The following is a 15,487-nucleotide window of genomic DNA, read 5'->3' as shown; positions in this document are numbered from 1 at the left end:
GCCCTAGGGAGGGTCCGCCGCGCAGCGGCGGTAGCGGCCCCTCAGGGGCCGCGCTCGAGCGCGCCAGCGCTCCAAAATTACAGCCGAGCAGCCAGGCGGGTGCCCTGGTCGATGGCGCGCTTGGCATCCAGTTCTGCGGCCAGGTCGGCGCCGCCGATGAGGTGCAGGTCCACGCCCGCCGCACGCAGCGGCTCTTCGAGTTCGCGCACGGATTCCTGTCCGGCACACACGATCACGTTGTCGACCTCGATCACCCGCGGGTTCTCGTGCTTGTCGCCGAAGCTGATGTGCAGGCCCGCGTCGTCGATGCGGTCGTAGTTCACGCCGCCGACCTTCTCGACGCCCTTGGCTTTGAGGGCGGCACGGTGGACCCAGCCGGAGGTCTTGCCCAGGTCCTTGCCGAACGGGGTCGACTTGCGTTGCAGCAGAACGACATCGCGCGCGGCGGGGGAGGGGTTGGGCTTCTTGAGCTGGCCGCGGGACTGCTCGTCCTCGGAGTCCACGCCCCACTCCTCTTTCCACTCGTCGAGCTTGAGCGTGGGATGTCCTTCGACGGTGAGGTATTCGCTCACGTCGTAGCCGATACCGCCCGCGCCGATCACCGCGACCTTCTTGCCGACCGGCTTCTCCTCCTTCACCAGTTCGGCGTACGACAGCACCATCGGGTGGTCGATGCCGGGGATGTTGGGGATGCGGGGGCGCACGCCGGTGGCCAGGATCACCGAGTCGTACTTGCCTGCGATCAATTCGTCTGCGCTGACCCGCTTTTCGAGGTGCAGGGTCACGCCGGTGACGTCGATCTTGCGGCGGAAGTAGCGGATCGACTCGTCGAACTCCTCCTTGCCGGGGATGCGGCGGGCGATGTCGAACTGGCCGCCGATCTTGTCGTCGGACTCGAACAGGTCCACGTGATGACCTCGCTCGGCCAGGCTCACCGCGGCCGACAGGCCCGCCGGACCGGCACCGACGACGGCGAACCGCTTGGCGCGGCGGGTGGGCAGCAGGTTCAACGTGGTCTCGCTGCCCGCACGCGGGTTGACCAGGCACGACACCTTCTTGTTGCCGAAGGCGTGATCCAGGCAGGCCTGGTTGCAGGCGATGCAGGTGTTGATCTCGTCGGCGCGGTCACCCTGCGCCTTGTTCGCCCATTCGGGGTCGGCCAGCAGCGGCCGGGCCAGCGAGATCAGGGCCGCGTCACCGCGCGTCAGGATCTCCTCGGCGATCTCGGGCATATTGATCCGGTTCGACGCGCACACCGGGATGGTCACCTTGCGGGCGATCTTGGCGGTGAACTCCACGAACGCCGCGCGCGGCACCGAGGTGACGATGGTGGGCACCCGCGCCTCGTGCCAGCCGATATCGGTGTTGATGATGTCGACGCCGACCGCTTCCAATTCCTGTGCCAGCGCGACGATTTCGTCGAAGGTCTGGCCCTTCTCCACCAGTTCGGCCATCGACAGCCGGAACACGATGATGAAGTCGGGGCCCACCTCGGCGCGGATGCGGCGCGCGATCTCCACGGGCAGCCGACGCCGGTTCTCGGGCGTGCCACCCCACTTGTCGGTGCGCTTGTTCACGCGCGGGGCGAGGAACTGGTTGAGGAAATAGCCCTCACCGCCCATGATCTCGCAGCCGTCGTAGCCGGCGAATTTCGCCAGCCCGGCGCAGCGCGCGTAGTCGTCGATGGTGCGCTCGACACCCTTCGACGACAGTGCGCGCGGCTTGAACGGGTTGATCGCGGACTTGATCGCCGAAGCCGAAACACTGGTCGGCATATAGGAATAGCGGCCCGCGTGCAGGATCTGGATGGCGATCTTGCCGCCTTCGGCGTGCACCGCCTTGGTGATCGCGCGATGCCGGTAGGCCTCGGTCTTGTTGGAGAGCTTGCCGCCGAACGGGGACAGCCAGCCGGTGCGGTTGGGGGAGTAGCCGCCGGTGATGATCAGGCCGACACCGCCGCGCGCGCGTTCGGCGAAGTAGGCGGCCAGCTTGTTGGTGTCCCAGGCGCGATCTTCCAGGCCGGTGTGCATGGAACCCATGACCACCCGGTTGCGCAGGGTGGTGTGGCCGAGGTCGAGGGGGGAGAACAGATGGGGATAGGCAGTCATGGGCGGTGGTCACCTTTTCGCGGTCGCAGGGCCTGCAGTACTTCGTCGCACCATTCGAGATAGCCGGACTCCGCGCGGATGCCCGCGCGAAGCACCAGATACTGGTGCAGAGCGGTGCCGGAGAGCTGGTCCGGCGCCGGAAAGAATTTCTTTTCGCTGAGGCGGTATTCGTCCAGGCGCTGCGCGTGCTGGGCGCGATGCCGCGCGACCTCGGCGCAGATGGCATCGATGTCGCCGTACGCGGCGGCGCGGATCTTCACGCCCAGTTCGTCGCGGGCGGGTGCGGCGTCGGTGGGTTCGGCCAGCCAGCGGGCGATCTCGGCCTGCCCGGCCGGTGCCACCGAGTACACCTTCTTGTCGGGTTTGCCCTGCTGGTTCACCGATTCCGCGGTCACCCAGCCGGATTCCTCCATACGCTTGAGGACCCGGTAGATCTGCTGGTGGGTGGCACTCCAGAAGTAGCCGATCGACTTGTCGAATCGGCGCGCGAGCTCATACCCAGAGCCGGCCCGCTCGGTGAGCGAGACCAGCAGCGCGTGCTCCAGTGCCATGACACGAGAGTATCCGCAACGCTCGGTACTATGCAACCAGGTTCATATGAATTGACGGCGCGAATGTCGGATCGCCGATACGCTTCGCGGATGACCGAGGTGAACGCGTCCGACACCGTCGGCGAGGCGGCCGGACGCGGACAGGTACTGGCGTGGGGGCTGTGGGACTGGGGGTCGTCGGCCTTCCAGGCCGTGACGCTGACCTTTGTGTTCTCGGTGTATCTCACCGACAAGGTGGGCGACGACCTGCCCGGTTCGATCTCCGCGAGCGCGTGGCTGGGGTGGGCACTGGCCGGGGCCGGATTGGTCGTGGCGGTCACCGCGCCGGTGTGCGGGCAGTACTTCGACGCGGTCGGTTCGCGTAAACGGGCCTTGGCGACGTTGACCGCGCTCACCGTCGGCGCGATGTCGCTGATGTTCTTCGTCCACGACGACTATCACGACCTGTGGCTGGGCCTTGCGCTGCTGGCGTTTGCCGCGGCCACCTTCGAACTGGCGGGCGTGCCCTACAACGCGATGATGCGCCAGGTTTCCACACCGGCCACGGTCGGGCGGGTCTCCGGATTCGGTTGGGCGATGGGCTATTTCGGCGGCATCGTGCTGCTGCTGATCTGCTACGTCGGGTTCTTGGCCGGTGACGGCGACACCCGCGGGCTGCTCGGGATGCCCACCGATCAGGGCTTGAACATCCGCCTGGTGATCGTGCTCGCGGCGGTGTGGTTCACGGTGTTCGCGCTGCCGGTGCTGTTCGCGGTGCCGGAGATGCCACGCACCGGCGCCGATCCGGGGGCGGCCAAGGTCGGGTTCCTCGGTTCCTACCGGGTGCTCGCGCGCGACGTGCGCGTGCTGTGGGGGCAGGACCGGCACACGGTGTACTTCCTGCTGGCCAGCGCGGTATTCCGGGACGGTCTGGCGGGGGTGTTCACCTTCGGCGGGGTGCTGGCGGTGACGGTGTACGGGTTCGCCGACGCCGACGTGCTGCTGTTCGGGATCGCCGCCAATGTGGTGGCGGGCGCGGCCGCGATCGTGGCGGGTCGGTTCGACGACCGGATGGGGCCCAAACGGGTGATCGTGGCGTCGCTGGTCGGCATGCTGATCTGCGGTTCGGTGCTGCTGGCGGTCTCGGGCCCGACGATGTTCTGGATCTTCGGGCTGGCCCTGACGGTGTTCGTGGGGCCCGCGCAGGCGTCGGCGCGTTCGTTCGTCGCGCGGCTGGCGCCACCGGGACGCGAAGGTCAGCTGTTCGGGCTGTACACCACGACCGGCCGGGCCGTGTCGTTCCTGGCACCGGCCCTGTTCGGGGTGTTCGTGGCGGTGTTCCACAGCGATCGCGCGGGCATCGCGGGACTGCTGGTGGTGTTGGCGCTGGGTTTGCTGGTGCTGTTGCCGGTGCGTTCGCCCGGAAAGGTCACGCTGGAGAAGGAATCTCTGTGATGCGTCACCGAAGCAGCGCCCGATAGTTGTGTGTACGCCCGTACTCTGAGTTCACTCCGCGTTTTTGGGTACCCAGCCCGCGATGCCCAAAGCGATCAGTCGCATCTGCATGACGGTGCGCTCCTGAATCGCCGATTCCTCACGGGGGGTGGATGCCACGAACGCGGCAATACCGTCGGTCACGGTGGTGACCAGTAGATCAGCGGCGATCTCCAACTCGGTGGTGCTCCACGAATCCAGTGCACGCAACCGGGACAGATCCGCGACGATCTCGCGCACGATCAACTGCATCTCCATCGCGATCGCCTGACGCAGTGGTGCGGGACCACCGTGACGTTCGCGAATGAGAAAGCCGAACAGTGCCCGCTTGGCGCGCACCTGTTCGAACACGAAGCGCACCGTATCGGCCAGGTGGGCGTCGGGTTTGCGCCTGACCTCGCGCAATGCCAGGCGCAGCGCGGTCACGCCCTCGTCGACGATGGTCGCGCCCAGGTCGTCCAACGAGGCGAAATGACGGTAGAAGGCCGTGGGCACGATGCCGGCCGAGCGGGCGATCTCGCGCAGGCTCAAGGCCGCGAAACCGCGCTCCGATGCCAGCAGGAGAGTGCCGTCCAGCAGTGCGGCCCTGGTGTGCGCTTTGCGCTCATTGCGGGTCCCGGCCTGCTCAGTCACATCGGTGAGTATACGTGCGTTCACCATAGCCGCTTTCGTCATTGTGTTGTCCGCCTCACATCTTTGCCGGTTGACAGCGCCCCGGGGTCATCCGGCACACTAGTGAGTGTACAGACGTGCACTGAAAGTTGAAGCGCACGCCGAACTTTCTCGTAAGGGGCAATACGACATGGTGGGACTGATCGATCTGGTGCAGACGTTGACCACGCCGCACCCGCTGGACCGGTACCTGGAGCTCGTGCGCCCCGGGCTCACCGCCCGGGAGCTGCGCGCCGAGGTCACCCACGTCTCGCACGCCACACCCGGCTCGGTGACGCTGACGCTGCGGGCCTCCCGTCAGTGGCGCGGCCACGCCGCGGGCCAGTACATCCAGATCGGCGTCTCGATCAACGGCGTGCGCCACACCCGCTGCTACTCGCCGATCGACCCCGAGAGCAGCAACGGCCAGCGCTACCTGCAGATCACCGTGAAGGCGCACCCGGGCGGGCTGGTCTCGAACTACCTGCACGACAACGCCAAGCCCGGCATGGTCGTCGACCTGGCGCCCGCGTCGGGTGTGTTCCACCTGCCGCAGCAGCGTCCCGACAAGATCCTGTTGGTCAGCGGCGGCAGCGGCATCACGCCGGTACTGTCGATGCTGCGTACTCTCGACGCCGAGGGGTACACAGGAGATGTCACCTTCCTGCACTACGCGCGGCAGCCCGAAATGGTGCCGCACCGCGCGGAACTGTCCTCGATCGCGCAGCGTCGCGCCAACTTCCGTATCGAGTACCGCTACCCGGTCGAGCCGGGCACGGTGATCGACGGTGAAACCTCCACCGGCAGTGGGTTCTTCGACTACGACGAGCTCGAGCGGGTGGCACCGTGGTTCGCGAACGCACAGACGTTCGTCTGTGGGCCGCCGCCGCTGATGCGCGCGGTGCACACGATCTTCGACGCCGAAGGTCTGCAGGATCGGGTACTCAGCGAAGAGTTCACGCTCACCACCGTGCCCACCGACCCGTCCGAAGCCACCGGCACGGTGACCTTCTCCGACAGCGACGTCGCCGCCGACAACACCGGAGCAACGCTGCTCGAACAGGCCGAAGCATCGGGCCTGACCCCGGAATACGGCTGCCGCATGGGAATTTGCTTCTCCTGCACCGCGACCAAGGTCTCCGGCTGCACCCGCAACATCCGCACCGGCGAACTCGACGCCGAGCCCGACAAGCAGATCCAGGTCTGCATCAACACCGCTGTCGGCGACGTCGACATCGCACTCTGATCGACACACAGAACCAAACAAGGGGAGATATAGCCATGACGATCCTCACCGAAGGCAAAGACGGCCCGGTCATCCTGAGCCCGGAGCAGGTCGAAGAGCTCGGCGCCGCACTGGACGCGATCCGCGCCCGCGTCGTCGACGACCTCGGCGAACGCGACCGCGACTACATCTACAACATCATCAAGACCCAGCGTGGCTTCGAGATCGCCGGCCGCGGTCTGATGTACCTGGGCTTCCTGCCCCCGTTCTGGCTCGCCGGTGTGGCGGCGCTGGGTGTGTCGAAGATCCTGGACAACATGGAGATCGGCCACAACGTCATGCACGGCCAGTACGACTGGATGCGTGAGCGCGGCATCAACTCCCGCGAATTCGACTGGGACACCGTGTGCCCGGCGGATCAGTGGAAGCACTCGCACAACTACATGCACCACACCTACACCAACATCCACGACATGGACCGCGACATCGGTTACGGCATCCTGCGTATGGACGAGGGTCAGAAGTGGCACCCGTACTACCTGGGCAACCCGCTGTACGCGTTCCTGCTGATGACGTTCTTCGAGTGGGGCGTGATGCTGCACGACCTCGAGGCCGACAACATCATCAAGGGCAAGCGCAAGTGGTCCGACCTCAAGCCGCTGCTCAAGGGCCAGGGCAAGAAGGCCGGCAAGCAGGTCTTCAAGGACTACGTGATGTTCCCGGCGCTGACCGGCCCACTGTTCGTGTCCACCCTGGCAGGCAACGTGGCGGCCAACCTGGTGCGCAACGTGTGGACCTACTCGATCATCTTCTGTGGTCACTTCCCCTCGGGCGTGCAGACGTTCTCCAAGGAGGAGACCGAGGTCGAGACCCGCGGCGAGTGGTACGTGCGTCAGATGCTGGGTTCGGCCAACATCAAGGGTTCGCGACTGTTCCACATCATGTCGGGCAACCTGTCGCACCAGATCGAGCACCACCTGTTCCCGGATATCCCGGCGAACCGGTACCCGGAGATCGCGCCCGAGGTCAAGGCGCTGGCCGACAAGTACGGCCTGCCCTACAACACCGGCCGTTTCTCCAAGCAGATCGGCTCGGTCTGGGCCAAGATCTTCCTGCTCTCGGTACCGGATCGCTTTGTCAACAGGTCGTCCAAGCCTGCTGTTATCCTGATGCGTAATCAGCCGGAATCTTCCACTGTGAGCGGGTAAATGGTCGGGAAATTCGAAAGCAACAAGGACCTGGTCCAGGAGTTGACGGCTTCCGGTGCCCAGCGAGTCGGCAGGATCGCGACGCTGATCACCGGAACCATCATCGAGGTCACTCGGGAGATCGGTGAGTTCGTCACCGACGCGATCGAGATGCGCGAAGCCGCGGCGGCTGCTCGGCGCGATGCCGAGCAGGATCGGGCGGCGTTCGTCGAGACCGAGGTCAAGACCGAGGTTGTCGATCTCGATGCTCCGGTTGCCGATGGTGCGCAGACCCTGTTCACCGAACCGGTCCCTACCGACAAGACCAGCCAGGCCTGATCCTCACCACACCGGCAACCGCCTGCGGTGTTCGGTGACATCGGTGATCAGGTCCCGGTAGCCGTCGGTCAGTTCCGCCAGACGACACCACTGCAGATGGGTAACACGCTCCCGCTGCCGTGGTGTCGTTTGCGTTTGCGCGGCCAAAGCTTGTTGGGCGGCAACCCATTTCGCGGCCATCCGGTCGATCACCGCGCCCAGGGTCTCGGTGTGCAGGGAGGCGCCTTCGCGGTGTTCGATGTGGGTGGCGACCCAGTCGTCGATGCGCGCGATCAGGGCGGTGCGGTCGTTGTCGATGTCGTCGATGCAGCGGGTGCGGGCCTCGACGTTGCTGGTCGTTTCCAGCAGCAGACGGCGGCGATCGTGGCAGCGGGCCAGCCCGTTGGCGGCGTCGAGCACCCGGTGTCGGCCGGGGTGGTCGGTTTCGGTGAACGCTCGCAGCAGCGCCGACGGTGTCGGCAGCTGGGCGGAATCCAGGTGATCGATCGGCATGGTGTTGCCCCTGACAGCGCATTCGAGCATGGATACGCCAGGGCCGAGGAGGAAGTGGCGCACTCCCCGGCACCGGCGTAGCCCCGCCCGGGCGTCGACGGAAATCCGCGACGCTGCGGTGGTGTAGACGGCCCGGGGAAAAATCGGGACTCTTCCAGGAAACCGCGCTCTGTCGGCGACGCGCAATAATATGGTCGGCAAACTCGGCCGTGCGCGGGAATTGTTATCCACCATTACGGGTGGGTCTCCTGGCGGGCACTGCCCGGTAACCGGACGGAGCATATTTCCGGCAATCATTTTGCCGCCGAATGCACTAACCTCGATAACTGTGCCGGCTTACGTGTCCTCGCCAGAGCTGACGTTCGGGTTCCTGTTCGCGCTGGAAGATCCCGAGCGCATCGCCGATGTCGTGCGCGGTCTCATGGAACGCCGTGCGGTGTCGGTGTTCCGGCTGGCGCGCCTGTCCGACGACGACGGCCCGCCGCAACGCTACGTCGTGAATTGGGCTGCCATTCCACAGATTTCGATCACCACCAGCGCCCCCGACGAGCAGGAGTTGCGGGCCGCGCGGATCATGTTGGTCAACGCGTTCCTCGGCGACGGCGGCGAAGTGAGCATGTACGCGGGCAGTCCCGACGCGCCGCACTGACGATCAGCGGGTCGACTCGTAGATGCGCCGCACCACGTCTTCGATATCGGGTTCCTCGATCGACAGATCGCGCACCTGCGCCCGGTCCGACACCGCCGCCAGCAACGCCGCCGCGGTGGTGTGTTCGGCATCGAAAGCCAGCCGCTGACGCATCCCGCCCGCTTCGCTGGACAGTAGCTGCGCCCCGCAGGGCAGATCATTGAGATCCGGTGTGGGAGCGGCCAAATCGACCACCAGCACCCGGCGCGCGCCGACGGTGGCGCCCAAACCGGTCAGTGAACCGTCGTACACCAGTCGCCCGTAGTCGACCACGAGCACGCGATCGCACAGTCGCTCGATATCGCCCATGTCGTGGGTGGTCAGTAACAGGGTGGTGCCGCGTTCGATGCGTTCGGCGCGCAGGAATTCGCGTAATCGCTGCTTGGACAACACATCCAAGCCGATGGTCGGTTCGTCCAGGATCACCAGTTCCGGCGAATGTAACAGCGCCGCAGCGACTTCCGCGCGCATGCGCTGTCCCAGCGAGAGTTGGCGAACCGGAGTGTCGAGAGTGTCGGCCATTTCCAGCTGTTCCACCAGTTCGTGGGTGCGCTTGTCGGCGACGTCGGGGTCGAGGCGGTGGATCGCGGCCAGGATCGAAAACGATTCGTGCAGCGGCAGATCCCACCACAGTTGCGAACGCTGCCCGAACACCACCCCGATGCGTGAGGCCAGTTCCTTGCGCTGGCGCACCGGCTCGAGGCCGCACGTGCGCACGGTGCCGGTGGTGGGCACCAGGATGCCGGTGAGCATCTTGATCGTGGTCGACTTGCCCGCGCCGTTGGCGCCGATATAGCCCACCGCGGAACCACGTTCGATCCGAAAGCTCATCCGGTCGACCGCGGTGATGGTGTCGCGGTGTCGACGCCAACGGCGCCCGTTCTTGCGGTACACGGTGAATTCGCGGGTGAGGTCATCGATGTCGATGATCGGCTCGCGGTCTTCGTTGTCGTCCATCGTTATCCCCCTCCTCCCTGATAGTGCCTGGTACCGATCCGCCATGCCGCTGATGCGAGCAACCACACCCATATCGCGGCCAGCGGGGTGAGCCAGGCCGACCATGCGGGCAACAGTGGTGGGCCGGGCAGCCCCAGCAGGGCGATCGTGGGCACGTAGGCCGTGAACGCGACGGGAATCGCGAACCCGAACAGCAGTTTCAGCGGTGTCGGGAACACCGAGGCCGGCTGCATCGCGGCGAACGATCCGCCGTAGGTGAAGCTGTTGGTGAGCTCGGCACCGTCGATCAAGAAGAACTGTAGTCCCGCCGCGCATACGAAAAGGCCACAGAACAGCGCAATTCCACTGATCAGGGTGATCACGATCAAGGTAACCGGCGCGATGCCCCAGTCGATGTCGTTGCGCCACAGTCCGATCGCGAGCACGATCACCGCCACCGCGGCACGCGCGAGTCTGCGCAGGGAGATGTCGCTGGTCACCAGTTGCAACAGAAGTGGTTGGGGGCGAAGGTGATAGGCGTCCAGCGTGCCCATGCGGATCATCGACGGCAACGAATCCAGGTGCCCCACCGCGACCTGGGCCAGCGCGAACGAGGTGTTGGACAGGCCGAAAAGCAGCAGCGCAGCCTCGACATCCAGACCGCCCAGTGTGCCGACGTTGTGGAAGATCACCCACACTTCGCCGAACTCGACCAGGCCGATCAGGAAGGCGCTGAACACCTCGGTGGCGAACGAGAGCCGGTACACCTGCTGTGCTTTCACACGCGAACGCAATACTGCGAGATAGGGGGTGAACCAGGTCCCGGCTACGATGCGCACGGAATCCGGTTCAGCCACCCTGTACCTCCAGCCTGCGTTGTCCCGCTCGCAGCAACACCCTGCCCAGCAGTCCGATCGCCAGCACCCAGAAGCCCTGTATCGCAACGATCAGCAAGGCGTCGGAGCCGGCGGCCCGCCCTGACAGCGTATCGATCGGGGCCTGCAGGATGGACGGAAACGGCGTAGACATGGCCACGACACGCAGCCAGTCGGGGAACATGTGCACGGGCACGAACAGCCCGGCCAGAAACGTTCCCACGATCTGGTACAGGATCCGGATGCCGCGGATCTCGATGACCCAGAACCCGATCAGCGCCACCGCGAACAGGCACAGAAACGACAGTGCCACCGCGAGCAGCACACTGATCACGCCCAGCAGGTAGGCCAGGGGAGTATCGGGCATCGACAGGCCGAAGGTCGCGGCGCCGATGACCACGCTGGGGATGCCGCGCGGCAGGATCGTGCAGGCGGCGCGGCCCATATCGGTGGCCAGGTAGCCCAGTTGCACGTCGATGGGGCGCAGGAAATCGATCGCGACATCACCGGATTTGATCCGGTCGACCAGGTCGATCTGCGGTCCCATGAACTGGGTGGCGCCCAGAAGTGCCTGCGACAACCAGACATACGCGCCGATGGTGCCCTCGTCGTACCCGCCGAAATCGCTGGCCGACCGCACCGCGGCCACCATCACCGCGGCACGGACGAACCCGAACACGCAGTTGGTGAAAAGCCCAGCGAACATCGCCAGTTTGTACTGCGCCTGCCGCTTGAATCCCGCCCGCGCCAGCGTCCAATACACCCTGATCGCCCCGGGCTTGCGTCGACGCCGCACCGCGAAGGCAAGCCCACCATCCCCCACCGCCTTGCCCCGCACAATCAGTCCACTGTAGGCCGCTCGCCCGAGATCAGGACGAAAACGGCACGGATCGACCGGTGCGGGCCGCGTTGCGGGTCAGTGCCGCACGCTCAGTGCTCGGGGAAACCCGTCGCGAACAAGATCGCAATAGCAACCGAGCTGACCACGGAGACGGCAAGAATGATCCACATGAATCGGAAGATTACCCGGAGGTAGGTGCGGGTTCGGCATCGCACCGCCGTGACCGGCATCGCGGCTGGTCGCGGGGGTGTGTGGCTTCGGGCCGACGGTCGATCGCTAGGCGCCCGTGTCGAACTGCGGTACGGCGGTGCCCGGTGGCAGCGCGGGCACTGGGTCACCGCTGCGCTTCGCGCGAATGATCTAGTTCGAGATCTGGCAGACCCGCAGGTGGGATCTACTGGCCGGACGCATTGCGATCGGTGAAGGTGATGCGGACCGAGATCGGGGTGGTTTGTAGGGCGCGGAAGGTGGCCGTGGTGAGGATGCCGGTGACGCGGTTGGTGGCGAAGCTGCGATTGCGGGCGGCGATGTCATCGTCGGGGACGAAGGTGGCGGTGCCGGTTCGCCAGGTGTTGCCCTGGCGGATTCGTACCGCGGGGTCGGCGGTGATGTTGATGCCCCAACCGGAGCGGCGACCGTGTTGGGAGATCACCCAGGCGCCGTCGTTGTCGAACGCGGCGGCCACCGGGACGCGCCGGGCGAGGCCGGATTTGCGGCCCGTCGTCTCCAGTTCGGTGGCCAGCGAGGTCTGGATGCCGATCGCGTCGAGTGCCCGCACCGCAGGGTTGGCCACATAGCGTCCAACCAGGCGTTCCATCTGAAACTTGCGCAATCCGTGATCGGTCACCGGGGCTCCTTTGCCAGGTGGGCGGAGGCGCACGTGTGTCGCCCCGTCCCGATATTATGCTATCTACCATAATCGCGGCGGTGTGCGCGGTGTCGTCAGTCCCGGTCGGCGATGGCTGTGGCGGCGGGGTTGGTGGCGTCGCGGATGATGCGCAGGGCGGTGACCAGGCCGTCGAGTTGGTCGGGGGTCAGCAGGCCGGTGAGCCACTGGTGGATCGCGGCCAGGTAGTCGGGCAGGACTTGTTCGAGGCGGTGGGTGCCGGCGTCGGTCAGTACCGCGTAGGCGCTGCGGCGGTCGGTGGGGTCGAAGTGGCGTTCGACCAGGCCCGCGGTGGTGAGGCGGTCGACCAGGCGGGTGACGCCGCTGGTGGAGAGTTCGGTTTGCGCGGCCAGGTCGGACATGCGCAGGCGCTGATCCGGTGAACGGCTCAGGCGCAGGATCGCGTTGACCTCCAGTCCCGACATTCCGTGCGACTTCCAGGTCGGCTCCAGTTTGGCGACAAGGCCACTGTGAGCCTCGAAGAGCAGGCCGGAGATGGTCAGGCGGGGGTCGTCGAAGAGATCGTTCATGGACATGACATCCACTCTAGCCGGTGCTTGCCCTGCGGATAGTTGACAAGAGGAATACCTTGGCGTAAACCTATGCGTAGGCAATATTCCTCACGGCAACTAATGGAGTGGTCATGCAGAACAACACCTGGATCGCGGGCTTCCGGACCGGCGTCATCAACCCCGCCGAGCAGATCAAGCTCGTGGAGTCACGGGAGTTCAGCGACGAGATGGTGCGCCACGTCATCCGGATGGCAGGCGGTGGCGAGGCGGTGCGGGTGCGGCTGACCAACCGTTACGGGCTGGTTCCGTTGCGGATCGGGGCCGCGCGCATCGGTGGGCGTAAGGAGGGGTCGGCGATTTCCGGCGATCACGAGATCAGGTTCGGTGGGGCTACCGAGGTCACCATCGCGCCGGGTGCCGAGCTGGTCAGCGATACGGTCGAATTCCCGGTTGCTGCAGGCGAAGACGTGTTGCTCAGCCTCTACCTCCCGGAATCCACTGGCCTGGCGACCTTTTCGCACCAGCCCGCGGAGATCACCTACATCGCCGGCGGTGACCGCACCGCTGACACGGAACTCGTTGACGCGGAACAGGTCCCCTTCCGCTTCTTCGTCACCGGCGTCGATGTGCTCGCTCCCGAAGGCACTCCGGTCGCGGTCGCCTTCGGCGATTCCTGGTTCGAAGGCGTCGGCACCACATTGAGCGCCAACCGGCGGTCGGTGGACGTGCTCAACACCCGGTTGTCCCACGGCTGGGTGGTCAACAACGGCATCGCGGGCAACCGCCTCACCGCCGAGGAGATCGGCGAATCAGGTTTGCGCCGTTTCGATTCCGATGCACTGCGGGTCCCCGGCGTCACCGACGTGCTGATCAACTTCGGCATCAACGACCTGATCCTGGGCGCGATGGGCGGTCAGCCGTCGGCCACCACCGAAGAACTGATCGCCGGATTCACCGAACTCGCCACCCGAGCACACGCCGCGGGCCTACGCATCCACGCCGCCACCATCGGCCCCTACGCCGGTTGCGTATTCCCCGGCATGCCGCTGCTGGAAACCCAGCCGACCCGCCACGCTGTCAACGAATGGTTGCGCACCACTTCGGTTTTCGACTCTATCTTCGATGTCGACCGCGCAGTCGCCGACCCACAGCGTCCCGATTTCATCCGCCCCGAATTCGACAGCGGCGACGGCATGCACCTCAACGACGCCGGCGCCGCGGCCATGGCGCAGACGGTCGATGTGGACGCACTGTTCGTGTGAAGACCGACCGTGTCGTCCGAGCGCTCGCGGCGCTGTCTGTTTGACTCGCCTTGACAGCGTTCGGTGACCAACGATCGGAGAACGTCATGCCCACACCCCTTCCCGGCGGCACCATCACCCTCGGTGACGACCTCACCATCACCCGAATGGGTTATGGCGCAATGCAGTTCGGACTGCCAGGCACGGTCGGGTCGCATGGTGCCGACGGGAAGGCGGGTGCGGTGCTGCGGCACGTGGTGGAGCTGGGCATCAACCACATCGACACCAGCGATTTCTACGGCGCGGGCGGTGTGAACGAACTCCTTCGCAGCGCACTGCACCCCTACCCGAGCGACCTGCACATCGCGACCAAAGTCGGCTTCCGGTCCGACCGCGACGGAAATTGGTCGCCCGCCGCGGACCCCGACGACCTGCGGCGACAGGTGCACGACAACCTCGACCGATTGGGACTCGAGACCCTGGATCTGGTCAACCTCCGTGTCGACACCGAAGCCCTCGACACGGTGAGCGACGATTCCATCGCCGAACAGTTCAGCGCGTTGGCCGACCTGCAACGCGAAGGTGCGATTCGACATCTGGGCCTGAGTTGCGTGTCGGACGCACAACTGACTGAGGCGCAGTCCATCGCGCCGGTGGTGTCCGTGCAGAACTACTACAACCTCGCCCAGCGCAACCACGATGATCTGGTCGACCGCTGCGAAACCGAGAAGATCGCCTTCGTCCCGTTCTTCCCCCTCGGCGGCTTCTCACCTCTGCAGTCCCAGTCCCTGACCGACGTCGCCGCCGGCCTGGGCGCGACCCCGCAACAAGTAGCCCTGGCATGGCTACTGCACCGCTCGACCACCATCGCCCTGATCCCCGGCACCTCCTCGATCGACCACCTACACGACAACATCGCCGCCGCGTCTTTGGAGTTGCCCGCCGAGGCGATCGAAACGCTCGACACGATCGGTGCCGCTGCGGTCTGACCCTGCGGAGTCGGCTCCTGCTGCAGCCGCGCGTGGTCGGCCTCGCGGCACGAATGATCGATATATAGATCTTTGAAGGAAGCTAGGTCCCGATCGTGCGATAGATCCCCAGGCATTTCGCATCGACCTACTGTCTGCCGTGACCTTCAACGTCATCATGGGCAACGGCGACGCCCATTCGAACAACTACTCGCTACTGCTCAGTCGGCACGGGGAGGTGGCATTGGCGCCGCTGTACGACTCGGCGCCGGTCATGTACCTCGAATCGCGAATCAAGGGCACGGGGCATGTCGCGAATCAAGGGCACGGGGCATGTCATCAACGGGCGCACGAATATCGACTGGGTGGATGTGTCCGACCTCGTGGCAGAGGCGCAGTCGCGTTGCCCGCCGGTGTTGAGGAGATCACGGCTCGGTTGGAGGCATTGTGGATTCGGCGTCAGTGGACTGTCGGCGGCCCGTAGGAGAACGCCCCTCCGCACTGTGGGGAGGGG

Annotated in this window: 16 protein-coding genes and 1 pseudogene; 8 read left to right on the top strand and 9 right to left on the bottom strand. The window is 65.6% G+C overall.

The window, feature by feature from the left end; genetic code table 11:
* Window positions 1-77: 77 nt before the first annotated feature.
* Window positions 78-2,108: an FAD-dependent oxidoreductase gene (locus tag ACFWU5_RS20240; protein WP_379268234.1), complete on the bottom strand. Its 2,031-nt coding sequence runs from the start codon at window positions 2,106-2,108 to the stop codon at window positions 78-80.
* Window positions 2,105-2,659, bottom strand: a complete 555-nt coding sequence (locus ACFWU5_RS20235) for a PadR family transcriptional regulator (protein WP_379268233.1) — start codon at window positions 2,657-2,659, stop codon at window positions 2,105-2,107. The genes ACFWU5_RS20240 and ACFWU5_RS20235 overlap by 4 nt, the downstream gene beginning before the upstream one ends.
* A gap of 90 nt (window positions 2,660-2,749) precedes the next feature.
* Here ACFWU5_RS20235 and ACFWU5_RS20230 point away from each other — a divergent pair, with 90 nt between their 5' ends.
* Window positions 2,750-4,093, top strand: a complete 1,344-nt coding sequence (locus tag ACFWU5_RS20230) for an MFS transporter (RefSeq protein ID WP_379268232.1) — start codon at window positions 2,750-2,752, stop codon at window positions 4,091-4,093.
* Between the two features lie 51 nt (window positions 4,094-4,144).
* On the opposite strand, the gene ACFWU5_RS20225 is transcribed toward ACFWU5_RS20230, so the two are convergent.
* Complete coding sequence (locus tag ACFWU5_RS20225) at window positions 4,145-4,792, bottom strand: TetR family transcriptional regulator (RefSeq protein WP_379244949.1); 648 nt, start codon at window positions 4,790-4,792, stop codon at window positions 4,145-4,147.
* Between the two features lie 142 nt (window positions 4,793-4,934).
* Here ACFWU5_RS20225 and ACFWU5_RS20220 point away from each other — a divergent pair, with 142 nt between their 5' ends.
* Genes ACFWU5_RS20220 through ACFWU5_RS20210 form a run of 3 tightly spaced genes read left to right on the top strand, consistent with a single transcriptional unit; the run spans window position 4,935 to window position 7,534 of the window.
* Window positions 4,935-6,029, top strand: a complete 1,095-nt coding sequence (locus tag ACFWU5_RS20220; protein WP_379244951.1) for a ferredoxin reductase — start codon at window positions 4,935-4,937, stop codon at window positions 6,027-6,029.
* 35 nt (window positions 6,030-6,064) lie between these two features.
* Window positions 6,065-7,216, top strand: a complete 1,152-nt coding sequence (locus ACFWU5_RS20215; protein ID WP_379244953.1) for a fatty acid desaturase family protein — start codon at window positions 6,065-6,067, stop codon at window positions 7,214-7,216.
* Window positions 7,217-7,534, top strand: coding sequence for a hypothetical protein (locus tag ACFWU5_RS20210; protein ID WP_379268231.1), 318 nt, complete (start codon window positions 7,217-7,219; stop codon window positions 7,532-7,534).
* Window positions 7,535-7,537: 3 nt separating this feature from the next.
* On the opposite strand, the gene ACFWU5_RS20205 is transcribed toward ACFWU5_RS20210, so the two are convergent.
* Complete coding sequence (locus ACFWU5_RS20205; protein ID WP_379268230.1) at window positions 7,538-8,026, bottom strand: DUF4254 domain-containing protein; 489 nt, start codon at window positions 8,024-8,026, stop codon at window positions 7,538-7,540.
* Between the two features lie 328 nt (window positions 8,027-8,354).
* On the opposite strand from ACFWU5_RS20205, the gene ACFWU5_RS20200 reads away from it, so the two are divergent.
* Entirely contained in the window at window positions 8,355-8,675 is a 321-nt protein-coding gene (locus ACFWU5_RS20200; RefSeq protein ID WP_379244959.1) for a hypothetical protein, read from the top strand.
* Window positions 8,676-8,678: 3 nt separating this feature from the next.
* Here the strand turns inward: ACFWU5_RS20200 and ACFWU5_RS20195 are convergent, their stop codons facing one another.
* The 5 genes and pseudogenes from ACFWU5_RS20195 to ACFWU5_RS20175 form a co-directional block, all read right to left on the bottom strand.
* Window positions 8,679-9,671 (bottom strand): ATP-binding cassette domain-containing protein, encoded by a 993-nt coding sequence (locus ACFWU5_RS20195; RefSeq protein ID WP_379268229.1) that lies wholly within the window; start codon window positions 9,669-9,671, stop codon window positions 8,679-8,681.
* Window positions 9,672-9,673: 2 nt separating this feature from the next.
* A complete protein-coding gene (locus ACFWU5_RS20190) occupies window positions 9,674-10,507 on the bottom strand; it encodes an ABC transporter permease (RefSeq protein WP_379268228.1) in 834 nt (277 codons plus the stop codon).
* Entirely contained in the window at window positions 10,500-11,363 is an 864-nt protein-coding gene (locus ACFWU5_RS20185) for an ABC transporter permease (RefSeq protein WP_379268227.1), read from the bottom strand. The genes ACFWU5_RS20190 and ACFWU5_RS20185 overlap by 8 nt, the downstream gene beginning before the upstream one ends.
* 397 nt (window positions 11,364-11,760) lie before the next feature.
* Window positions 11,761-12,198, bottom strand: a pseudogene (locus tag ACFWU5_RS20180) (nitroreductase family deazaflavin-dependent oxidoreductase); the annotation flags it as partial.
* A gap of 110 nt (window positions 12,199-12,308) precedes the next feature.
* The gene (locus ACFWU5_RS20175; protein ID WP_379244967.1) at window positions 12,309-12,788 is read right to left on the bottom strand and encodes a MarR family winged helix-turn-helix transcriptional regulator; all 480 of its coding nucleotides are present in this window, start codon (window positions 12,786-12,788) and stop codon (window positions 12,309-12,311) included.
* Between the two features lie 107 nt (window positions 12,789-12,895).
* On the opposite strand from ACFWU5_RS20175, the gene ACFWU5_RS20170 reads away from it, so the two are divergent.
* From ACFWU5_RS20170 to ACFWU5_RS20160, 3 genes are all read left to right on the top strand, one after another.
* Window positions 12,896-14,026: a GDSL-type esterase/lipase family protein gene (locus ACFWU5_RS20170; RefSeq protein WP_379268226.1), complete on the top strand. Its 1,131-nt coding sequence runs from the start codon at window positions 12,896-12,898 to the stop codon at window positions 14,024-14,026.
* 86 nt (window positions 14,027-14,112) lie between these two features.
* Window positions 14,113-14,994, top strand: coding sequence for an oxidoreductase (locus tag ACFWU5_RS20165; protein WP_379244971.1), 882 nt, complete (start codon window positions 14,113-14,115; stop codon window positions 14,992-14,994).
* Between the two features lie 139 nt (window positions 14,995-15,133).
* Window positions 15,134-15,457 (top strand): HipA domain-containing protein, encoded by a 324-nt coding sequence (locus tag ACFWU5_RS20160; protein ID WP_379268225.1) that lies wholly within the window; start codon window positions 15,134-15,136, stop codon window positions 15,455-15,457.
* The last annotated feature ends 30 nt before the right edge of the window (window positions 15,458-15,487 follow it).

Source organism: Nocardia sp. NPDC058640 (assembly GCF_042716995.1).
GTDB lineage: Bacteria > Actinomycetota > Actinomycetes > Mycobacteriales > Mycobacteriaceae > Nocardia.
Note: the sequence above shows the minus strand (reverse complement) of the source record. Positions and strands in the feature narration are given on the sequence as shown.